General features: G+C 44.4%; 15 protein-coding genes. 4 read left to right on the forward strand and 11 right to left on the reverse strand.

Going from position 1 to position 22,024, the window contains the following annotated elements:
* Positions 1-255: 255 nt before the first annotated feature.
* The gene (locus ASD40_RS22140) at positions 256-2,931 is read right to left on the reverse strand and encodes a family 78 glycoside hydrolase catalytic domain (RefSeq protein WP_057305334.1); all 2,676 of its coding nucleotides are present in this window, start codon (positions 2,929-2,931) and stop codon (positions 256-258) included.
* Positions 2,932-3,161: 230 nt separating this feature from the next.
* On the opposite strand from ASD40_RS22140, the gene ASD40_RS22145 reads away from it, so the two are divergent.
* Positions 3,162-3,686 carry a metal-dependent hydrolase gene (locus ASD40_RS22145; protein WP_057305335.1) on the forward strand — a complete coding sequence of 175 codons (525 nt, stop codon included), beginning with the start codon at positions 3,162-3,164 and terminating at the stop codon, positions 3,684-3,686.
* On the opposite strand, the gene ASD40_RS22150 is transcribed toward ASD40_RS22145, so the two are convergent.
* Together ASD40_RS22150 and ASD40_RS22160 are read right to left on the reverse strand one after the other, a co-directional pair.
* Positions 3,683-4,168 carry a hypothetical protein gene (locus ASD40_RS22150; RefSeq protein WP_057305336.1) on the reverse strand — a complete coding sequence of 162 codons (486 nt, stop codon included), beginning with the start codon at positions 4,166-4,168 and terminating at the stop codon, positions 3,683-3,685. The genes ASD40_RS22145 and ASD40_RS22150 overlap by 4 nt on opposite strands.
* 623 nt (positions 4,169-4,791) lie before the next feature.
* Positions 4,792-6,537 (reverse strand): sensor histidine kinase, encoded by a 1,746-nt coding sequence (locus ASD40_RS22160; RefSeq protein WP_057305338.1) that lies wholly within the window; start codon positions 6,535-6,537, stop codon positions 4,792-4,794.
* A 205-nt stretch (positions 6,538-6,742) separates the two neighbouring features.
* Here ASD40_RS22160 and ASD40_RS22165 point away from each other — a divergent pair, with 205 nt between their 5' ends.
* Positions 6,743-7,519: an SDR family NAD(P)-dependent oxidoreductase gene (locus ASD40_RS22165; protein WP_057305339.1), complete on the forward strand. Its 777-nt coding sequence runs from the start codon at positions 6,743-6,745 to the stop codon at positions 7,517-7,519.
* A gap of 145 nt (positions 7,520-7,664) precedes the next feature.
* Positions 7,665-10,922 (forward strand): DEAD/DEAH box helicase, encoded by a 3,258-nt coding sequence (locus ASD40_RS22170; RefSeq protein ID WP_057305340.1) that lies wholly within the window; start codon positions 7,665-7,667, stop codon positions 10,920-10,922.
* Positions 10,923-11,009: 87 nt separating this feature from the next.
* On the opposite strand, the gene ASD40_RS22175 is transcribed toward ASD40_RS22170, so the two are convergent.
* Positions 11,010-12,998 (reverse strand): hypothetical protein, encoded by a 1,989-nt coding sequence (locus ASD40_RS22175; protein ID WP_156390151.1) that lies wholly within the window; start codon positions 12,996-12,998, stop codon positions 11,010-11,012.
* 205 nt (positions 12,999-13,203) lie between these two features.
* Here ASD40_RS22175 and greA point away from each other — a divergent pair, with 205 nt between their 5' ends.
* Positions 13,204-13,674, forward strand: a complete 471-nt coding sequence (gene greA / locus ASD40_RS22180; protein WP_057305342.1) for a transcription elongation factor GreA — start codon at positions 13,204-13,206, stop codon at positions 13,672-13,674.
* 183 nt (positions 13,675-13,857) lie between these two features.
* Here the strand turns inward: greA and murI are convergent, their stop codons facing one another.
* From murI to ASD40_RS22215, 7 genes are all read right to left on the reverse strand, one after another.
* Positions 13,858-14,634: a glutamate racemase gene (murI, locus tag ASD40_RS22185; RefSeq protein WP_057305343.1), complete on the reverse strand. Its 777-nt coding sequence runs from the start codon at positions 14,632-14,634 to the stop codon at positions 13,858-13,860.
* Between the two features lie 30 nt (positions 14,635-14,664).
* Positions 14,665-15,444 (reverse strand): Cof-type HAD-IIB family hydrolase, encoded by a 780-nt coding sequence (locus tag ASD40_RS22190; protein WP_082562473.1) that lies wholly within the window; start codon positions 15,442-15,444, stop codon positions 14,665-14,667.
* Positions 15,445-15,561: 117 nt separating this feature from the next.
* Positions 15,562-16,092: an ATP-dependent Clp protease proteolytic subunit gene (locus ASD40_RS22195; RefSeq protein WP_057305345.1), complete on the reverse strand. Its 531-nt coding sequence runs from the start codon at positions 16,090-16,092 to the stop codon at positions 15,562-15,564.
* Positions 16,093-16,264: 172 nt separating this feature from the next.
* The gene (locus ASD40_RS22200; RefSeq protein WP_057305346.1) at positions 16,265-18,292 is read right to left on the reverse strand and encodes a methyl-accepting chemotaxis protein; all 2,028 of its coding nucleotides are present in this window, start codon (positions 18,290-18,292) and stop codon (positions 16,265-16,267) included.
* A 169-nt stretch (positions 18,293-18,461) separates the two neighbouring features.
* Positions 18,462-20,507 carry an ATP-binding protein gene (locus ASD40_RS22205; RefSeq protein ID WP_057305347.1) on the reverse strand — a complete coding sequence of 682 codons (2,046 nt, stop codon included), beginning with the start codon at positions 20,505-20,507 and terminating at the stop codon, positions 18,462-18,464.
* A gap of 73 nt (positions 20,508-20,580) precedes the next feature.
* Positions 20,581-20,898, reverse strand: a complete 318-nt coding sequence (locus ASD40_RS22210) for an MGMT family protein (protein ID WP_057305348.1) — start codon at positions 20,896-20,898, stop codon at positions 20,581-20,583.
* A complete protein-coding gene (locus ASD40_RS22215; protein ID WP_235549346.1) occupies positions 20,895-21,974 on the reverse strand; it encodes a lactonase family protein in 1,080 nt (359 codons plus the stop codon). The genes ASD40_RS22210 and ASD40_RS22215 overlap by 4 nt, the downstream gene beginning before the upstream one ends.
* Positions 21,975-22,024 lie beyond the last annotated feature (50 nt).

A 22,024-nucleotide genomic window follows, 5' to 3' on the forward strand; every position in this document is an offset into this window, starting at 1 on the left:
GGCACAGAAAACAAAAAAAATGAGGTCGTAAGGCAATAGCTACCTGACCTCAGATTAGCGGAACGACGATTCGTTATAATGGGAAATATCCACTAGAAATCGATTAAGAGGAACGTGAGTGCGCTAATTGATCAAAATGAACGATCCGAAGGTAAAAACAGCGAAATAACGAATCGTCGTTCCTCTTGTGTTTGGGTGTTTTTCAACCAAATAACGCATCGATGTTCCCCCTCAACATATTCTGGTTACCATTTCTCAACAAATAATGATGTAAGTGCCTGATCCCAGTTCTAACCGCAGCTCTCCATCACTTTCCTCAGCTGATAGGACTCCTGATGCTGCCTGGGCTGCTTGACCATTAACGGTAGCCATAACTAATGCCGCTCCTTTCAAGGTTGCAATGCCTGTCGTATTCGGAGGTAGTTGGAACTCATAGACTACTTTGCCATCGGCCTCTTTCTTCCATTCACTGCGTATCTTGCCGTAGCTAGATTCGAGCGATGCTTTCGCATATTCAAGGCCGGAGTCTGGTCTTGGACGGAAATGAATCCGTTTGTATCCAGGCTGCTGATCATCGGAATCGAGACCTGCCACTACGCGGTACAGCCAATCCCCAATGGATCCATATGCATAATGGTTATAGGAGTTCATATCATCACTCCAGAACGATCCATCCGGTTTGATGCCATCCCAGTGCTCCCAGATAGTGGTTGCTCCCTTGTGAATCGAGTACAGCCATGATGGATAATCTTCCTGCTGAACCAACTTAACAGCCAGATCATGGTAGCCATTCTCAGATAATACATGGCACAGATATGGCGTACCTACGAAACCGGTCGTCAGGTGATTCTTCTGCTCTTCGACATATTCGGCTAACGTCTTTGCTAATCGATCACGCGTACTTCCTTTCACGAGTCCAAACATTAGCGGGAGCACATGTGCTGTCTGTGTATGCGCAGCCAAACGCCCGCTTGGTGTAAGGAATTCTTGTTCGAAAGCTTCAACAATGCGCTCATAAAGCTCACTATACTTAGCCGCATCCTCGCTGCGTTCCAACACTTCCGCAGCTTTCACGAAAAGTGAAGTCGAATAGGCATAGAAGCATGTCGCGATTAAGTCTCTAGGGGTCGCTCCTACGTAGCTGCCTTCTTTGGCATCAAGCCCAAGCCAATCACCAAAGTGAAAGCCTGTATTCCACAGATACTCATTCTCTCCTTGGCTTCGCATGTACGAAATCCACGCTTTCATGCTGTCATACTGCTCCTCCAGAACACGCTTATCGCCATATACTTGGTACATCGTCCAGGGGCAAATGACTGCTGCATCCCCCCATGCAGAGGAAGAGTGGTCATTCGGACCAAGTACGTCTGGAATGACGAATGGAACACCGCCATTATCATGTTGATCCGCTTTTAAATCACGCAGCCATTTGGTGAAAAATAGAGCCACATCATAATTAAAAGCTGCCGTGCGAATAAATACTTGCGCATCCCCTGTCCAACCCAGTCGCTCATCCCGCTGCGGGCAGTCGGTCGGTACATCCAGGAAGTTGCCTCTTTGTCCCCATACAATATTCTGCTGAAGTTTATTCAATAAGGGATGGGAACATTCAAAAGTGCCGCTAGCTGCCATGTCCGTATGAATGACATGACCCGTGAAACGCTCTACATCGAATGCTGCATCCTTGGGCCAGCCCACCACTTTGACATATCGAAAGCCCTGGAACGAGAAATGGGGTTCATATTGTTCCTCCCCGCCACCTTTGCATACATAAGTAACCGTCTGCTTCGCATGACGCAAATTCCCAATATAGAAGTTCCCTTCAAGATCCAGCACCTCTGCGTGCAGCAGCTGAAGACGAGTTCCAGCAGGAAGCTCCAATCGCATGTGCACTTTTCCGACCATATTTTGCCCAAAATCAAGAACGGTTTCACCAGAAGGTGTTTCAATAACGGTTATCGGCTTCAAACGCTGGGTAATGCGGGATGGCTCATTCTCTTGCATGACTAGGATGTCTTTGGAATGATCAAGAACCGTTACCGGGCACCAATTTTCGTCCTGATACGTCGACAGGCTCCACCCGCTAAGCTCCAAGTTAGCATCATAGGTTTCTCCATGGTACAGCTCAGACATCCGAACTGGTCCTAGAGAAGCACGCCAGGAATCATCACTAACGGTTATTTCCGAAGTTCCGTCTATGTATTCGATATGCAATTCGAGGAAGAGAGCTCTAACGTCCCCAAAAATATTTCGTTGATTCTTCCAAGCTAAATTACCTTTATACCAACCGTTTGCCAGCATGGCGCCAAGGGTATTTTTTTCACCTTGCTGCAGCAGGCTCGTTACCTCATACGTCTGTACCTGCAGACGGTGTCGGTAGCTGGTCCAGCCGGGTGTGAACTCCCAATCCCCGACACGAGCTCCGTTGAGTTCAAGCTCATAAATGCCTAGACTCGTTGCATAAATAGTCGCTTTACGAATTCCCTTACGTGCTGTGAATGTCTTCCTCATATAGAAAGCTTCTTCTGCGTCGGGATCCATGGAAGCTGCATCAGGTGTAATCCACTTGGCTGACCAGTCTGATGGACTTAGCTGTCCCATTTCCCAGAAAGCGATTTCACTCCATGGTGATTGCAGACCAGACTGATCCCATACTTTGACACGATAAAAGTAACGATTTCGCGCCAGCAGCTCTTGACCTTCATAAACAACAAGCACCGATTGTTCCGATTGTATGTGACCGGAATCCCAAACCAAACGACTCGGTTCGAAAGAATTTTCAACCCTACTAACCTGGATGTGATAAGCTGATTGGATGGTATGTTTGATGTCCGATTCTAGTTGCCAAGTAAAGCGAGGCTGGGTCGTATCCAACCCAATCGGGTTGACGCGGTATTCGCATGTCAAATTAACAATATTGAGTGTCGCCATTTAAAAACTCCTCCTACTTTTATCAGAAATGTCTTATGCCCTATTCATAAAGTAAGCATCAATATGTCCTATTGTAGAGCATCATATGAGGCAATATGAAGGTGGATTCAGACAATCTTATAGGTAGAATACGACACGGATTATTTATTTTTTCGGCTTCCCCTCAATTTAGGAATCGCATGCGAATAGTATACAGTTATCGTAAAATCACGTAGGGGTAGGAGCTTAAGATGTTACAAAAAACACACAGTATTGCCGGATTCATTTCCGCGGAAATCGTTCTCACTTATCAAGATATTAGTTTCTTCACATGGGATGCCGCTGGGGCTCTTTTACTTGGATGTTTGGCAGGTACACTAGCGGATGTCGATAAGCCAGGTTCTACAATGGCGAAGGTTCTTTTTCCTTTATCTGCCCTGCTGCGGCTGCTGAAGGTAAAGCATAGAACCGTCACGCATTCCTTACTTTTTCTACTACTCTTAGTTGTCATTGCAATGCCCTTATCACCTTTATATTTCTGGGTATTCATCCTCTCTTACGCGTCACACTCGTTTATCGATTTATTCAATGATAGAGGGGTTCAGCTCTTCTGGCCTATTCCCTTCAAGATTCGTCTACTCCCAAAATGGATAGCTATTGACACGGGTTCAGTGAGCGAGACTGTTTTCCGTTGGCTACTTCTGGCCATGAGTCTAATCATCCCTTTTTGGACTTATGTACTTCCTCAAATCTTGAGTCATAGCTCTATGTTTTAATTCGTTGCAACAATGTAATCCCCATTGGCATTGAGTAGAAACTGCGCATGATACGCTCCTTGAGCATCAGGCTCAGCTAAGCTCTGCACGATCTCGCCAACAGCAGGAACACCTAAGAAGTCGTTCAATCCCTTCTTCATCTTCGATTGGAAAAGGATCTCGACTTCTTTCCCCCGATTTCTCGGAGAAATAACAGGGTCGCTCAAATGAATCGGATTATTCTCATCCAATAATTCAGAGTGGTGCAGCAGATCGCTCGGAACTTCCAAATTGTCAGGAACGGAGACCAATAGAACCGTCTCCGACTCATTGGTTTTTACTTGCATGACCGTTCCTGCCACATAGGTTGGACCCGGTTGGATTTCTTCCATCGACATCAACCTTTTTTCAGGTGAAATGAAAGCACACAGCACAAACAGAGGAAATAAATGAATGAGACTTATCTTGAACTCTTCCTTGTAGCGGCATTTTGACTTCTTCATTCTTTGCTCCTCCCTTGCGATTCAATTAAATTTCACGATTCATTTCATTCGTTAGTTATCCTTACCCCGTTCATAAGGATTTGAATCGATGCGTTATTCGCGATTTTCACCTCCAAATCGTTCCCATTGATCAAATAACGATTCGACGTTCCGCTAACTTGAGTCAGCTAACTTTCCTTTGCCATCGAAAAAAAACCTAACAGTATGGAGATGTGGGACAGATCCAATTGTTTAAAAATCGTGAATATTTGAATGAAAAAGGAGCTAAGCGACTTGTATGTGCTTAGCTCCTTTGTTTTTGTCGGTTTCTTTTTGCTTTTAATAATTGAAGGCTGCCCCTCAGTCATTTATGACTTGGGACAGCCCCTTGATTGTCGCACTGAATATCTCACAGTCCTCTTCGGCGACTTTTTGCATCCATTGAATTGACGGTCCATATTGCATGTCCAGCAGAAAAGTTAAAAGACCTAGCCCTTGCAAAAAGGGTCAGTGTATACAGCTCTCAACTGGCAGAATTAATGCCCAACAACAAAAAGCCCAAGATTTACTTGGGCTTTGGCGGAATAACCATGAAGAATATGGAGCGCGGGATTCAATTATTAAAAGAAGCTTGGATACGATGATTATTGCATCGGAACCGATATTTGGAAACAGATGCAGCCGTCTGCCACAGACACTTCGATGGTTCCTTTGTAATACTCGATTCGTTCCTTCACAACCGATAGACCAAGACCCTGGTGATCACCTTCACCTTTGGTGCTGTAGCCAATCGTGAACATTTTGTTATAATCATCCAGTTGGAATTCAGGATCAACAGGGTTTGTTACGGATATGGTTAAATGGTTTGACTCCGACCATCCGTTAACCATAACTTCACGTTCGTCTGGCGGGAATTTATTGACCTCATCAAACGCATTATCAATCAAGTTCCCAATAATTTTCACTATATCAACAGATTTCACACCTAATGACAAGCCTTCTAGGCCGGTAAAATGGTAATTGAAATCGATTTTGGTTCTCATGGCAAGCGCAATCTTTGCTTGGATAAGAGCTGCAATAGCCGGATGCCCGATTCGAATGATATCGTTCACTTCATTGATTTCTTCAATTAATTCTTTCATGTATTTCATTTGGTCTTCTTTTTTTCCTTTAGACAGCAGAGCATACATGGTTTGTACATGGTTTAGAAAATCATGCCTTTGACTGCGTATCGTTGCAAACATGTGATCCACGTTTTGAATGTACATTTCTTGTGTGGACTGAACAGCTGTTTCACGGCTTTTCGTAATAAATCGGAATACCAAATAGATAAGCACACAGCTAAAAATCGTAAATAAAACAATGAGAACTGTAAGCTGAACGAGCTGCTTGTTTAAAGTACGTTGAATCGTTTGATAATCCGAGACGATGGTAATCACATAAGGAATTTCCCTTTGAACTTCGGTCAATTTCTCCTTAACAGGAACATACATGAACGTTTTCAGAATAGGCTTCCCATTCCAATTTTCCACTACGCTAACTGGTTTATTTTCTAGTATAGACGCCTTGTAATTATCCAAATCTTTCGTACTCGTTATGTTATATGTACCAAATAAAACCGGGCGGTCATAGACCGATATAAATGGAACCCCACTACTGTCTTTATACTCAATCGGCTTTGTACCAAAAGTTACCCCGTTCAGTCCCGATATTTCCATAATATCTGGATTCGAAGCGAGCGTTTTCTTCACGATCGTATCCGCGCCTACGATTTGCTTGAATTTCTGAATTTTATCCGCATTGACAAACACACATATTAAATAATTCGTGCTTCCATCATAAAAGTACCCAAACTTACTTACATTGCTCGAACCTGATGCCGGAACTTCATAGATGCCCGACCAGAAATTAGGCAGCTTTTGCCCCTCAGCAATCGTAACTTGATGATTATCCAGAAGCTGGGTAAAAGCCGTAAACCAATAACCGAATGATTTGGTACTTGTAATCTGAAGCTCCTTGGGCTCGGATGACTTAGCTATCATAATATCATCACCATTTCGCTTCATCAGCGAGAAGCCATCAACACCCGCTTGCCTGGCAAGCTCAATTAATTGTTCATTCGAAACTTTTTCAATATCCGGATCCAGCTGACTCTTGGCGAAAAGCGCGACTGAACGAAGATTCTCACCAATCAAATCTTCTACAAAAAATGAACCTTCTTCTGATTGCTCAATGGATGTACGAATTTGACTCGCAGTCGATTCCATACGTTCAGATAACGCTTGCGTTAGGAGAGATTTCGTGAACCAATAGTAAGAGGTGTTATTCGTTACAAGCAATAAAATAACAATAGCAAAGGTAACATAAATGACTTTGGTGTTGATTCTCATGAAGTTTCACACTTTCTTTTTTTATGTAAACTGAATATTACAACGTTGACATGAAATAATTTTCGACACAAATCGAGGAATTACCCTTCTTTCAGTAGTATAATTGGATACGAAAGCGTTGTCTATCTATTAATATACACACATCAAAACGTTTGGTAATATAGGGAAGAAATCAATAGAATTCAGATCATGGGGGACGCAATATATGACAAAAACGGCATTAATTACCGGAGCCTCTTCTGGCATTGGCGAAGTTTTCGCGAGGCGATTTGCCGAGAAAGGAAACCATCTCATTCTAGTCGCACGCTCCAAAAATAAATTGGATCAACTAGCTATAGAGCTTTCCACTGTGTATGCTGTTAAAGTCCAGGTTATTGCGATCGATTTGAGCGTAGAGAATGCTGCATCCGAGGTCTTTAAGCAAACTGAGCAGCTAGGCACGCACGTCGATATTTTGGTCAACAATGCCGGATTTGGCTTGAGTGGCGAGTTTTTAAATCATTCACCCGAGATCTACCGGCAGCAGATGATGCTGAATATAGCTTCGGTCGTGGAAATGACTCATTACTATTTACCGAAAATGGTGGCTAAAGGTGATGGGACGATCATTAATCTGGCATCCTTGTTATCCTTCTTCCCTTTTCCGTATTGTTCTGTTTATAGTGCAACGAAAGCTTTCGTTCTGTCTTTCACTGAGTCTCTATGGGAAGAATATCGCCATAAAGGAATTAAATTGTTGGCTCTGTGCCCTGGCCCGACGGATACCAAATTTTTCGATACAGCCAAAGATGTTGAAACCAACAATAAACGGACACCCGAACAAGTTGTAGCTACAGCTATGAAGGCACTTGGACGTAATAAAACCTACGTCATTGACGGCAGCGTAAATAAGTTCAATGCTTTTCTGGGACGCGTCCTCCCTAGGAAGACCATTGTCAAATTGTTCGGATCTGCCATTCGGAAATCCATGACAGCCAAGTAACACATGCAGTCCATTCTCCATTTGGAATTGGGCTGCTTTTTTTTGATCAGAGCTTGTTTTTCACGAGAACGAATGTTTGCTATAATGAAATCAACCAATAGCAATTCCGGAACATAACTATTTTTCAAAAGAAAGGATTCAGGTAATGAGCTTTCAGCTGACAGATGGGGTCATTAAGTTGTTGTGCGGCCGGTTTTCTTATGAAAAAGGAGAAGTCTACTACCATGAAAGACGAGTGACTTTCCTACATGAAGATCCTGAAACACCGCTCTATGAAGCCACGGTCGAAGGATATAACGGCACCTGCCAAGTGACCGTTGAAGAGGATACAAACGGGGATGTTATTGCCCATTGCACCTGTCCTGCGTATGATCCGGACGATAAATACTGCGAGCATATCGCTGCCGTGCTGCTGAATATTCATGCTATTCAGCAAGTATCTCGAGTTGGCGGTACAACAGCCCGGACTTTTGGACATTCAGAGGGAGATCGTAGATTGACGAGCCATATATTGGATTTGTTCGGGAATAAACCTCAGCGTCCAAGTCGTTCGCAACCTCTTTTCGATACAAGAGCGGTACTAGAACTGGAGTTTACCTGCAAACCCTTCCAATACGGCTATCGGAAGTTCATGTTCGGGATTGAGATGAAGGTCGGTCCTAAAAAACGTTATATCGTCCAAAGGTTAAGAGAATTTCTTGATCATATTGAGCGGAGAGAAGCCTATGTATTCTCAAAGCATTTCACATACGACCCTAAGCTCCATAGTTTTCAAAAAGAAGATGATGCGGTCATTAGGAAGCTCATCGAAATCTCTCGCAATGAGCAGATGTACCTTGAAACATCAACTACGTACTCCGTTCGTACGAATCATTTGAGCGGCGATCGGATGCTGCTGGTTCCTCCTTTCTCATGGACAACCTTGCTTCCCGCGCTTACCGAGGCTTCGTCCGTAAAACTTGAGCAGGATAACCGCACATTCGATGGAATCCGTGTATCCGATGAACCCATCCCGCTCCACTTTGAATTCGACCAAACAGAGGCCGAAGGCTTCCAATTGGATGTCCAAGGTTTGGAAAAGATTACGGTAATGGAATCGTATGGGGTTGTCCTTTCTGAAGGAAAGCTGATGCAAATGCAAGCCGAACCGTGTAGGCGTCTTTCTGAGCTTAAGCAAATGCTCGAAAACTCCAGCAAGCACCAAATTCAGATTCCGCCCGCGCAAATGGAACCTTTTATGGAAAAAGTGATTCCTGGCCTGATGAAGCTAGGCAGCGTCCATATCGCTGGGGCCATTTCCGACCGCATTATGCGAACGCCGTTAAAGGCTAAGTTATATTTGGATCGGGTGAAAGATCGACTGCTTGCCGGTCTGGAGTTTCAATACGGCGATATTGTCATTAACCCGCTAGAAGGCAATGAACAGAGGCGCGCAACCGACCGCATTCTCATGCGAGACGGAGATCAGGAGCGACGAATTCTGGAGCTTATGGAGCAAAGTACCTTCGCTAAGATGGAGGAAGGATATTTCATGGATGGCGAAGACGAGGAATACGAATTTCTATACCACGTCGTTCCGCAGTTGGAGAAGCTGGTGACTGTTTATGCCACCTCTGCCGTGAAAATAAGACTTCTAACCGGACATGCCCCGCCGATAGTCAAGGTTGATGTGGACGAACGAACGGATTGGCTGGCATTCAAGTTCGATATGGAAGGTATTCCTGAATCGGAAGTCCGCAATCTGTTGAAATCCCTTGGGGAGAAACGCAAATACCACCGGCTGCCGGATGGGGCGTTACTGCCGCTCGAAAGCGCGGAGTTTCAGGAAATTGTCCGCGTCATGAACGAAATGGGCATTACCAAGGAGGACGTGAAAGCAGCTGAGATCCGCCTCCCCTTAGTCCGCGGGCTCTATTTGATGGACGCCGAGAGACAAGGAAATACCGTTAAGCTGGGCAGAACATTCCGCCAGTTACTGGAAAACATGCGGAATCCGGATAATCTGGATTTCACGGTGCCGGCTAGTCTGGAACTTGTTCTTCGGGATTACCAGAAGTATGGATTCCAATGGCTTAAGACGCTAGCCCAGTACAATTTCGGCGGCATCTTGGCAGACGATATGGGCCTTGGTAAAACCATACAAAGCATCGCTTTTATTGTTTCTGTGCTGCCCGAGATCAGAAAGCAGGCGCTGCCGGCGATCATTGTTGCTCCCGCTTCTCTCGTCTACAATTGGCTCAACGAGCTGAAGAAATTCGCGCCAGAGATTCGGTCTGTTATCGCAGATGGGAGCAGAGAAGAGCGCAGCAAGGTTCTGAAACATGCGTCCCAAGCCGATGTTCTCATTACCTCATACCCGCTTTTGCGAAGAGATATCGACCTGTATGCGAAACAATCGTTCCATACGCTTATTTTGGATGAGGCTCAGATGTTCAAGAACCACACCACGCAGACCGCACAGGCGGTGAAGGCGATTCAGGCCCAATACCGTTTTGCCCTCACTGGAACTCCAGTGGAGAACAGGCTTGAAGAACTTTGGTCCATCTTTGACGCGGTGTTCCCTCAGTTGTTCCCCGGGAGAAAGGCATTTAATGACTTATCCCGTGAAAGTGTAGCCAAGCGGGTCCGACCGTTTCTGCTGCGCAGGTTGAAGACCGACGTTCTGAAGGAACTGCCGGAGAAGATCGAGTCGTTGCAAGCTTCCGAGCTGCTGCCGGAACAGAAGAAGCTGTATGTCGCCTATTTGGCCGAACTGCAACAGGAAACACTGAAGCATCTGAACAAAGACAGCTTTAATAAACATCGGATCAAAATATTGGCCGGCTTGACCCGACTTCGCCAGCTGTGCTGCCACCCGTCTCTGTTCGTCGATGATTATACCGGAAGCTCAGCCAAATTCGAGCAGCTTATGCAGATTATCGAAGAATGCAGAAGCGCCGGCAAGCGGGTGCTGATATTCTCGCAATTTACAGCGATGCTGGGGATGATCGGACGAGACCTAGGTTATCAAGGAGTGCCGTATTTCTACTTAGATGGTAAAACCCCTACGGCCGAACGTGTAGAGCTGTGCAATAAATTTAATGATGGCGAGCGAGACCTGTTCCTCATCTCATTAAAAGCCGGCGGTACTGGGCTAAATCTTACCGGAGCCGACACCGTTATCCTCTACGACCTATGGTGGAACCCTGCTGTGGAACAGCAAGCTGCCGACCGTGCACATCGTATCGGACAGAAGAAGGTTGTGCAAGTGATCCGACTTGTTGCGCAAGGTACCGTAGAAGATAAAATGTACGAGCTCCAACAGAAAAAGAAGAACCTGATTGATGATGTGATCCAGCCGGGACATGAAGCATTGTCCGCTTTGACGGAGCAAGAGATTCGGGAGATTTTGATGATAGGATGAAGAAAAGGCAAAAAGAAGGGCGATCCCAAGGTCATTGTAAAATGATTGTGGAAGCCCTTCTTTTTGTCAATTATGAATGTGGTAGGTTTACTTAGCTACTATTTCAACGCTCATCTTCCAAATGATTCTTTCGCCGATACGTACAACAACATTCACTTGGTGAGTTCCTGGTGTCAGCGGACGAGATGCTTTCAAGCTAAACAAAGCAACTGACGAATCACTAGCATCTGGCTTGTTAGCGATCCCTTCCGTTTTGGAAACAAGTGCTTCTCCTCCTTGATCTCCATTCTCCTCCAAGTACATCTGAAGGGGCATCTGACCGGACTTATAATCTTCCTGACTGGTCCAATCATAAACAAATGCTTGCATTTCTAAATGTCCCTTCTCCGCGCGGGTCGGGAATTCTCCTGACTTCACGTTATAATTCTTCTCAAACAAACTGTATTCTTTGCCCGCAAATACCTGAGTTAATCCAAAAAGAGCTTGAACGTCTTTCAAATTAAGATACCAGCTATCGCGGGAATGACGCGGCAGCTCTGCCAATTGAACACTTTTATCCTTAGTACCGTGCCAATAAATCAACGCATTCTTAGCCCCAGCTTTAAGCTCAAAAGAGTAGTCATCCTTGCTCAAAGTGACGGCGTCCGTGCCTTGCACCTTTTCAACTTTGTATTGAAAATGTTCAGCAAGCTGGAGGACATCCAAATAAGATTGATTATTTTCCGTATACCCAATCCGCTGACCATTGTAAAGCTGTAATCCATCTTTTGCGGCAGGGGCAATTCCTAGACTATTCGTATTTACTTTTGATATATGAGCTACCGTTTGTGTATCTTCATCCCATATTGTATCTTGCAAGCTGTCCCAGTACGGAATCCATCCGGTTCTCCCATCGACATGAGCTTTCAGCCATATGGGCCCGCTGTAGGGTGAATTCCAAACCTCGGTAACCTCCACTGTCTGATCACGCAGCAGTAATGTCGATGAGCTGAACGGAGTTTCCGGATAGCGCTGCAGCTCCTTTGGATCTTTAACCAAGACTTTCCAATGAACAGGTATGGCAGCTTCAGGCTCGCCAACATTTTTGTTTATCCATCCTGTGCCTTTGGATGAACGTACATGGTACCAAGTACTGTTGTACCAAATCGGATAAGGGCCTCTCCCTGTATAGAGTCGCTCTTCTATTTTCTCGAAAGCAGTTACCGTTTCACCTGATATAACGGCATCTTCCTTCTTCAGTCCATCCCATACATCATGAATTAGCGGCTTTTCACGCACGATATCCATGGTTTCATTCGTACTCAGGATCGAGACTCCCTTTTCGCGTGTCCATGTGGCCCCTTGATCCGTTTGAACTTCGAATGCACGATCATAGATGGTTGTGAACTCCCTTGCGATCGTGTAATCGCCTGCCTTGGAGTTTGACCAATCTAGCTTCTGCTCGCCAATCCCCATAGCCGTTCCAAGATCAGTATTGGACGGCAGCCCATAATAATGCGCTTTTCGCTGCACCTTTTGTACAGTACCTATTTGATTGACGGGTATATGCGCCCAGAGATCACCTAACCAAGTGGTGTGCACCTTCATCCATGCTTTATTGGTGGGGTCGTTCGTATAGAACCACTGTTTTTCGGCCGCAACTACCTCAACCTCTTGTTCGGATAAGGAGGCTGCAGGTCCGCCTTTGGTGCTTTGATTGCGATATAGCGGAGTTTCTTCCAAAAGTGTAATTCGCTTAGGCGGCTCCATGTCTATTTCCCATGGGTTTGGCCTGATCCACCTCGGCCCGAACATCGTTTCAATCTTCCAGGTGGATAAACCAGTCGACCACGAACTTTCTACAGTGAGCACATTTACCTCCTGAGGGGCAAAAGTACCTTCCGGCTCATCATCAGGCTGATTAGTGGCTGCATAATAGGGCGTCTCGGCCAAAAGCTCAATCGTGGCAGGGAATCTAATTCCTTCTGGCGCATAGGATCCTCCATAAATGGGTTCAGCTTCTGTCTGATGCGCCAAACTGCCCAATCCTAGTCCTACAGCGAGGATCGCGATAGTGAAGATTTTCATTTTACTCATATGGAACAATCACAACCTCACTTGAATAAATTAGGGAAAACTTACCATTTATTAGACGCCTGTCATCGTCACAAAGTTGCTTACATCCAGCCCAGCTTTTGAAAAATGCACAAGTTAGACAGTTCTCCTTGTCTTACTTACTTTACTTGCCTCAGTTACTTTAGTAGTATATCTAGTATCGAATACATGAGGAGCTGCAAAATATATGTCAAATGATGAAATTATTCTAACTCCAGAAGGATTACGCAGTTTAGAATTAGAGCTTGAAGATCTCAAAACCGTCAAACGCAAAGAACTAGCCAGCCGTATTAAGACAGCGATTAGCTATGGCGATCTCAAGGAAAACAGTGAATATCATTCCGCCAAAAATGACCAATCTTTTATGGAAACCAGAATATTGACGATTGAAAGAATGCTGAAGAAAGCTAAAGTGGTTACGAATATCGGCACATCCAAAGTTCAAGTTGGCTCTACTGTTATTCTCAATGATGTGGAATTTGCTGAGAAAATTGAGTATAAAATCGTCGGTACTCAGGAAGCCGATGTGAATGAAAATAAAATTTCCTACGAAAGTCCACTTGGCGTTTCCCTCATGGGCAAATCGGTTGGTGATGTAATTAGTGTGAATGCACCGATGGGTGTCATTAGCTATGAGCTGCTTGAAATCAGAGTGTAACTCTGACGCAATCCTTTTACCAAGGATAAACGACTCCGTCGTCCTTCTGGGACGAGCGCGTTTGTCAAGACTGATGACGCGAAGTGTAATAAAACTTATACTTTCTTATCTACTTAACAAAATAAAGGCATTGTCATGCAGCGGCGGCTGCACGGCAATGCCTTTTTGATTTGTCCACAAACCTTACTTACCAATAGCTTGAATGATTTCCAAAGCCTTTTCCATTTTCTGGATATAGGCTGTCTCATGGCTGGAACACATAAATTTGATGTTGGACTGTCCATCGCCAAGTAATTGGTCTCGGTCACTGAGCAGCTGTATCAATCGGTTCACAGTACCCGAGCTTCCATCAACAATTTGGATGTGACTTGGCAGTATCTTTCTTAGAACGCCCCTATAAAAGGGGTAATGTGTGCATCCTAGAACAACAGTCCCATACATCCTCAGGTCGAAGGGCTCCAGCTTGGTATGAAAATAATCAGTGATTTGTTGGCTTTCCACATTTAATTGTTCACAGAATTCAACCAATTCCGGCAGCGGCACCGAATCCACCATACCCAGATCATCTATACGAGAAACTAGCTCTCTATATTTCGATTGCTTGAGGGTTAGAGGCGTAGCAAAAACGAGCACTCTTTTCCCTGATGAACGATTCATTTCGAGGGCAGGCTTTACCGCGGGTTCCATCCCGATGATCGGTATCTCATAGGTTTTTCTTAGTTCTGCAATGGCTATACTGGTTGCTGTGTTGCAAGCAATGACGAGGGCTTTAACCTCTTCTTTGATGATCATGTCTACGGATTTTTTGACAAAAGCAAGAACCTCGTCCTTCGGTTTCGTCCCGTAGGGAACATGAAGGGTATCCGCAAAATATAGAAAATCTTCATGAGGCAGTTGCTTCATGGCTTCGTGTAAGACGGTAATACCGCCTATCCCTGAATCAAAAAAAGCTATTCTCATTATCTTCACCCTATATGTATTGTTTCTTAACTATAGTAATCCTGCCGTAATAAGTCCGTTTCGAATGCCATCATCATCCACATGTGTCGTTACATGATCGGCATAAGGAAGTAAGTCTTTGTGGGAATTCCCCATCGCGATACCAAATCCGACATACGAAAGCATCTCCATATCATTTAATCCGTCACCAAAAGCAACAGCATCTTCGGGCTTCAATCCAACAAGTTCCAAAAGCGCGGCAATCCCTTGGGCTTTCGAACCACCTGCTGGTAATACGTCTATCGCATGCGGGTGCCACCGAATCAGCTTAAATTCCGATTGCAGCTCCTCGTACAAATGCTCATCCGTGTCTTCAATATGCAAGAAGATTTGATAAATATCATTTGTTTTCCAGAAATCCGGGTCATACGCCGGCAAATCAACCTTCAATGAGGAAACCGATCCAACTACAAAGGGATGGTCCTCTGTATCCGTGAAGAAGTTATGCTCTCCTTCAAATACGAGGGAATGCTTATGCTTAGCTGCCAATTTGACCAGTGCTTCTATGCTGCTCTTGGCGATAATCCGTCTGTAGAGCGGTTCACCACGGTAAACCGCATAGCCCCCGTTCAAGCACACATAGGAATCAATCCCAAGCTGTTCAGCCAAGGGCTTGATGAAGTAGGGTGCTCGTCCTGTTGCAATGACCGGTTCAATCCCTTGCTGCTTTAATTGTTGAATAGCAATGATCGTACTGGCAGGAACTTGTTTTTCCTCGTTAACTAAAGTGCCGTCAATATCAAAAAATACTATTTTATACACGGTATGAATCTCCTTTTCGTTAGGGGGCAGCACGGCTGCTCCTCTTCTCTCTATCTTTCAATTAAACACCAAAAGCAGAGAAAAAACAAAGAAAAAGAGAATCCCTTCGGTTTCTCTCCGCCATGTTTATACAATTTCATCAATAATCCCAAAAGATAAGGCCTCATCAGGACTCAGATACCAATTACGTTGATTCTCCTGAACACGATGCAGCTCGTCTGAATGCAGCTTCGTTTTCGATAAGATATATTCATCATAAATGTTTTGCAGCCTTTGTGTTTCATCCACACGATTCTTTAAGTGTTCCAAATGACCGTCGATATGCGTTGATACAGAGTGATACATGAATGTACTAAGTCGGCCTGCATATCTCTTGTGACCGCTAACGGCGATTAGTAAGCTCATGCTAGCAGCAAGTCCATACACGTATGTATGCACCGGCGTCTTACTGTTTTCAATCACATTGATCAATCCTAGACCATCATAGACACTTCCCCCATTACTATTAATAATGAAGTCGATGGGCATACGCTTGAAGTCTTTTTCTTTCTTATCTTTGTCATCATCATATTGATTAATTCTCATGATTTGCTCGACTATGGTTTTCACAGAGCTTTTATTAATGCCATCGAATAGATATAAGGTCCTGTCACTCATAGCATGCCTCCTGTCCTTATGGCCTACTGATACGTTAGTCTATTCTCATTTTATAGACTTTGTAACTCTTTTCTCTTTCTTTTCATAATTTTTGGGCAAAATAAAAAGGCCAACCAGTTTCTGGTTGACCTCTAAATCCCCTTTGACATGCTTGTATATCATGTTTGAAATATTAACGAGTTTTGAATTTAGCAAGTGATTCTTGCAGTTCCTGCGCCATATTGCTTAAATCTTCTGCTGAGGCAGATATTTCCTCCATAGTCGCGTGCTGCTTCTTCGACCCTTCAGAAATGCCTTGTCCGTGGTCATAAGACGCTTTGGTCATGTGGACAATTTCGCTCATGGACGCCGTTACTTCCTCGGTTCCTGCCGACATTTCCTGAGAGGCTGCTGATACTTCTTGAATTTGGTCAGATATTTCTTGGAACGTCGAGGTAACACGGTTAAAGACCTGCCCTGCCGCATCTATAAGCTCAGAACCTTTCTCAACGTCCAGTACACCTTTATTCATTGCTTGTACAGCTCTTGATGTCGACGACTGCACTTCCCGAATCAAACTCGAAATATCTGCTGCAGAGGATGACGACTGTTCCGCCAGCTTCTTGACTTCGTTCGCCACCACAGCAAACCCGCGTCCTTGTTCGCCAGCGCGTGCAGCCTCAATCGAAGCATTGAGGGATAGCAGCTGAGTTTGGCTTGTAATTTCTGTAATGACCGACACAATTTCACCGATTTTTTGTGAGTACGATTCAAGTGCTCTTATATCATCCGCCGATTTCCCGACGGATTCATTAATGAACTTCATCTGTTCGACAGCCTGATTGATCGCAATGCGGCCTTGCTGAACTTCCTGAAGTGAAGCATGTGATGCTTCTGTCACGACCGACGAAGATTCTGCAATTCTTTGTACGCCAATAGCCATTTCCCCCATCGCGGTCGATGTCTGCTCCGCTCCTTGTAACTGGCCTTTACTCGCATTGAACACTTCTTGAATCGATTGGGCGATCGTAGTGGCAATATCGACCGATTCCGCAGAGCAAGCCGTAAGCTCCTCCGACGAAGCGCCTAACTGTTCCGCGGTATATCTAGCTTTTCCAACAATGTCTGAGAAAGAATCGAGCATTTGATTCATGTTATCGGCAAGCTGTCCGAGCTCGTCACTTCGCTTGATAGCAAGACGTGGTGTTAAGTCCCCTTCAGCCATCTTCTTCACGGCTTCCGTAATAGCAATAACTGGTTTCGTTGTTTTCGTCGAGACAATCAGTGCGAAAGCCGCTACTACGATTGTCGTAATCACTGTCAGCCAGATCGATACTTGATTGGCTGTTTTTACCGAGCTGTATACTTCTGCATTCACTAAATTCGTAACCAAGCGCCAGCCTGTTGACGGGATTGTATCAAAGCTAATTTCAGAAGCGACCCCATCCTCACCGGTAAATTGAAACGTTCCTTTCTCTTCTTTCAAAACAGTCTCTTTAAACTTAGCTGCTTCCGAAGGCGTGAATACATCCTCCATTTTTTTGCCCACTTTACCTGCGTCAGGATGGGTTAAGAGCAATCCGGAAGGAGACATTAAATATCCGTAGCCTGTCTGGCCAATTTTTATCGTCTTCGTGTAGATGGTTAGATTATCCGTTGTTAATGGACAGAATAATCCACCGATATAGTTTTGCTTATCATCAAGCAGCGGGACAAAGACAATGATAACATTTTTACCCGAAGCTTTACTGACGAGCAGATCACTACTCACAGGCAGCTTCGTCTGCTTGGCTTGCTTAACGTAATCGCGTTCGCCAATAGGAATCTTTTGACCTGCTGAAGTAAGCGCAATATCGTCTTTATTTGCATAAACATACTGTTCAACTTCTTTGTTGGCTTGTTCAAATTTCTTAAGCGTCTTCATAATTTCTTGTTCATTGCCACTCTTGATCTCGTCAAACTTTTGCATTTCTTTCAAAATCGCTATGTGCCGCTGGATAGAATAATCAATGGCTGTTACATTGGCTTTAACGACACTCTCTTCCTTGGAGTGAACTTCACCAGTCACCACATTCTTCAAATAGTATGAAGAAAAAATAATACTAAAAAGCATCGGTACTAACGCGATAACAAGAAACATGGCCGTCATTCTTGCTTTAAACGACTTCAATGAAACCTTTCTTACCCATCCTTTTACATTCGTTGTTCTCTGTGGCTTCATTCCTTCTGACTCCTCCATTTGATCGTTCATCTTTCATGTGAATTCGTTATATTTTGACAAATTCCTCTAAATTTCGACATAAGATAAAAGCAGCAAGTACTACTAAAACGAAAAAAAGCATGTCAATCCGCGAGGTTTTCACGGTTTGAACATGCTCTTTCATACCCGACTAATCTGCATCTATTTCAACTAACTGCACAATAAAGATTGAGCCTTTGCCGAGCTCCGTATCAACAACCACTTTCCCATGATGGGCTTCAATGATCTCCTTGACAATAGATAACCCTAGACCCGTTCCTCCGATTTTCCTGCGATCCGAATTATCGACACGGTAAAACCTCGTAAACAGTTTGTCCAAAGCATCGGCTGGAATGCCAAGGCCATAATCTTGGATCTTAATTAACACTTTACCGTTATCGGTTTCCACATATATATCAATTTTCGTCGCACCCGGCGAATACTTAATCGCATTGGAGATCAAATTATGGAACACTTGCTTTAAACGGTCTTCGTCCCCTTGGACAAAAATACGCTCGGTTGCCGCATGCAGCTCAGTATCATGATTATCTTTTCCCTGCCACTGCTCAACAATTTCACGGAGTAATAGAACTGCATCCAAGGATTGGAAATGAAACTCTTGCCGACCCGAATCCAACCGCTGCAAATCAAGAAAATCGTTAATCAAATTCGATAGCCGTAAGGATTCCTTATGAATCGTCTCGATATATTTGGCCCGCTTCTCTTCCGTCACTGCACGTGTTGCCAGGATTTCGATAAAACCTACAATCGAGGATAGCGGTGTCCGAATCTCATGAGAAATTATGCTGACAAACTCATTTTTCAACTCATCGATTCGCTCTTCTTCCGTACGATCTCTAAATCCGACTAGATGTCCCCTGAGCGTACCTTCCATTTCACCTGAAATAGGATTAACATAACATTCATAGTGCCTTGTTTCGCCTTTCAGCGTCAATCTAGATATTCGCTTTCGAAAAGGCGGGATGGATTGTTCGAAATAAGCGTCGATGACCTCGTCAAAAGCAGCGTCTGAGGTTTTCATTCCTAAGCAATAGCTAGACATTAGTTCTCCGCTTTCGAGTGGACGTTCAAAGAAATGTTCCACGCGGCGATTTGTAAAGATGACCCGTCCTTCTCTATCACACATGATAATGGCCTCATGGCTGGATTCAAGCATCCGCTCAATAATATCGTTTTGTTCTGAAATCTTTCTCTCAGCCTGTTGGCTTTCACCAAGCAGCACCTTATATTTTTCTTTACTATCCTTCACCTGCTGGAAGAGCTCTGTCATTCTCAGATACATTTTGGTAAACTCATAAATCATTCCCGCAAGTACAATATTTGCACATACAAAGGTGTTCCACCTAGCCACATACCATCCCACACTAAAGCGCCCGCCGCCACAAAGAATAATCGCCACATCCAGCATTGAAGCCAGTACGGCTACACATAGCCAGGTCGAAGTAACTGTACTCGCTTTCGTTCTTTTGTAGAAGACAATTAATGTAATCAAAGTAATGAGGACAATAGGCAGCCCAAGACCATATATAAATAAGGGTGTTAGCTTACCTTGAGACAGCACAATTGGCAGTTGATTTTTGAAATGCGTGGTAATAAAAGTAAAGCCTGTGATTAGTAAAACGACACCCAGCAGTGTGTAAAGGCCTAATTTCTTAGCCTTACGGGCACTATAACGAACATTCGCATATTTCGATTCAATTATCATATAGAGGGCAATCGCTAGAGGAAAACCTGCGTGCAAGATCACGTATAGCCAAGCCGAAGTTTGTGTTCCTGCATGGAATAAGCCATTTTCAGCGAAAACACGAGGGAACGTGAGGATATAGACCAAACTCATACCACCGGAGAATAGATACAATGCAAACAGGACGAGTACCGCCGGTGATCGATTGATTTTGAATTGACTATAAATCACGTAAGCAGTAATGAATTCGAAACAAATAACCGTGGAAAAAATGGCTGGCTGATAGGCCTGCAGCTCTACCAACTGTATCCTTACAAACGGGACAGAAAGCAGCGAAATCATAGCCACGATAGCCCCAATAATAAAAGCAAACCGCCGCTGCGAAGGATTGGACTCCAACGTTATTAAATTATATATCATTGCTGGTGATGCTTGCTCTTGAGTCATAACAACCTCCGCGAATTGATCATCCATTTTCACAAGATTCGACAAAGTTTGGTTCACTTCCTTCTTGCAAAAAGCCTCACTTCTTCCAGTTGCAAGAAGTGAGGCTGCCTATGTAAACTCATGCTTCTTCTTTCATTTGATACTGATAGTGCTCAAGGGAGACATACCGTTTATCCGTGACTATGACACCTTCAGCTTGCAGCAGAAAACTTTGCATATGAGATCCTTCATCATCCATGATGGCAATCTCTCCCTTTGCGTTAATGACTCTATGCCAAGGAAGGCGATGCTTCTTGCTCATGGTATGCAAAATTCGTACGACTTGCCGAGCCGCCCTTGGGCTTCCAGCAAGCCCGGCGATCTGACCGTAGGTCATGACTTTGCCCTCGGGGATTGACCGAATGATGTGAATAACCCGCTCCGTAAAAGGTGTCATTCTACACTAGCGAACTTGATGCATACCGGTTTAGACACATTTAGCACCTTTCCGTTTGGAACGAGCTTCCCAGATTGAGAGTCACGTGTGAACGATACAATATGATCCGAATCTTTGTTAGCTACCAGCAGAAATTGTCCATCCGGCGATATCGCAAAATTACGTGGATGCTTCCCTAACGTAGGCGCGTACTCCACCACCGTTAACTTACCCGTAATTGCATCAACGGCATACACGACAATACTATCATGCCCGCGGTTAGATCCATATAGGAACTTTCCATCTGGTGAAACATGAATGTCAGCGCAGGCATTTTCCCCATCATAAGACTCTGGGAGTGTGGAAATCGTTTGGATTTCGGTCAGTTCTCCTCGTTCTTCATCATAACTGAAGGCCGTGACAGTGGAGCCAAGTTCGTTAATCACATAGCCAAAAGCATAGGACGTATGGAAAGCAAAATGCCGCGGACCTGAACCGGGGGCTATATGCACTTCATTATGAGGAATAAGCCGTTTGGCAGGGATATTGAGCTTGTACATGATAATCTTATCCAAGCCTAGATCACAGACTCCCGCATAACGGTTTGCCCGATCCAAGAAAACAGAATGAGCACGCGGTCTATCCTGCACCGATAGGACGCTTGCTCCATGGTGCTGCTGGATATCAGCCGTTTTGCCTAAACGTCCATCCGCTAACACAGGAGATAAGCCTACCATACCCCCGTGATAACTGGATACCATCACCACTTGGTTCGTATGGTCTAATGTAATGTGGCACGTTGTTGCAGGCAGTGTGATCTCGTTGTTCAGAAACGTTAATTCACCTGTAGCTGAATGAATATCATAAGAAGATGCCGCCCCGCAGCGCTGTTGATTCTCGTCAACACCTTCTGATAAAGCATATAGTTTCCAATTCCTCGCGTCCACAGTCAAGAACGTCGGGTTTTGCAAACCATTTACTTGATGGGTGACTTCAAAGCTCCCATTCACTTCATCGTATTGGCAGGAGTATACCCCAGGATTATTCGAATCCGCATACGAACCTATAAAAGCTAACATTTTTTTCTTCTTTTCCAAAAATGCCACACTCCCATTCTTCTGTTATTGATATCAGCATTATCTCAAAT

The sequence above is a fragment of the Paenibacillus sp. Root444D2 genome (genome assembly GCF_001426375.1).
Lineage (GTDB): Bacteria > Bacillota > Bacilli > Paenibacillales > NBRC-103111 > Paenibacillus_E.

Excerpts from the sequence above, each read along its gene's own strand:
- ASD40_RS22195 (WP_057305345.1), bottom strand. The coding sequence starts at position 16,092 with ATGAGTGACAGGACCTTATATCTATTCGATGGCATTAATAAAAGCTCT.
- ASD40_RS22175 (WP_156390151.1), bottom strand. The coding sequence starts at position 12,998 with ATGAGTAAAATGAAAATCTTCACTATCGCGATCCTCGCTGTAGGACTA.
- ASD40_RS22160 (WP_057305338.1), bottom strand. The coding sequence starts at position 6,537 with ATGAGAATCAACACCAAAGTCATTTATGTTACCTTTGCTATTGTTATT.
- ASD40_RS22145 (WP_057305335.1), top strand. The coding sequence starts at position 3,162 with ATGTTACAAAAAACACACAGTATTGCCGGATTCATTTCCGCGGAAATC.
- ASD40_RS22150 (WP_057305336.1), bottom strand. The coding sequence starts at position 4,168 with ATGAAGAAGTCAAAATGCCGCTACAAGGAAGAGTTCAAGATAAGTCTC.
- ASD40_RS22200 (WP_057305346.1), bottom strand. The coding sequence starts at position 18,292 with ATGAAGCCACAGAGAACAACGAATGTAAAAGGATGGGTAAGAAAGGTT.
- greA (WP_057305342.1), top strand. The coding sequence starts at position 13,204 with ATGTCAAATGATGAAATTATTCTAACTCCAGAAGGATTACGCAGTTTA.
- murI (WP_057305343.1), bottom strand. The coding sequence starts at position 14,634 with ATGAGAATAGCTTTTTTTGATTCAGGGATAGGCGGTATTACCGTCTTA.
- ASD40_RS22210 (WP_057305348.1), bottom strand. The coding sequence starts at position 20,898 with ATGACACCTTTTACGGAGCGGGTTATTCACATCATTCGGTCAATCCCC.
- ASD40_RS22170 (WP_057305340.1), top strand. The coding sequence starts at position 7,665 with ATGAGCTTTCAGCTGACAGATGGGGTCATTAAGTTGTTGTGCGGCCGG.
- ASD40_RS22140 (WP_057305334.1), bottom strand. The coding sequence starts at position 2,931 with ATGGCGACACTCAATATTGTTAATTTGACATGCGAATACCGCGTCAAC.
- ASD40_RS22165 (WP_057305339.1), top strand. The coding sequence starts at position 6,743 with ATGACAAAAACGGCATTAATTACCGGAGCCTCTTCTGGCATTGGCGAA.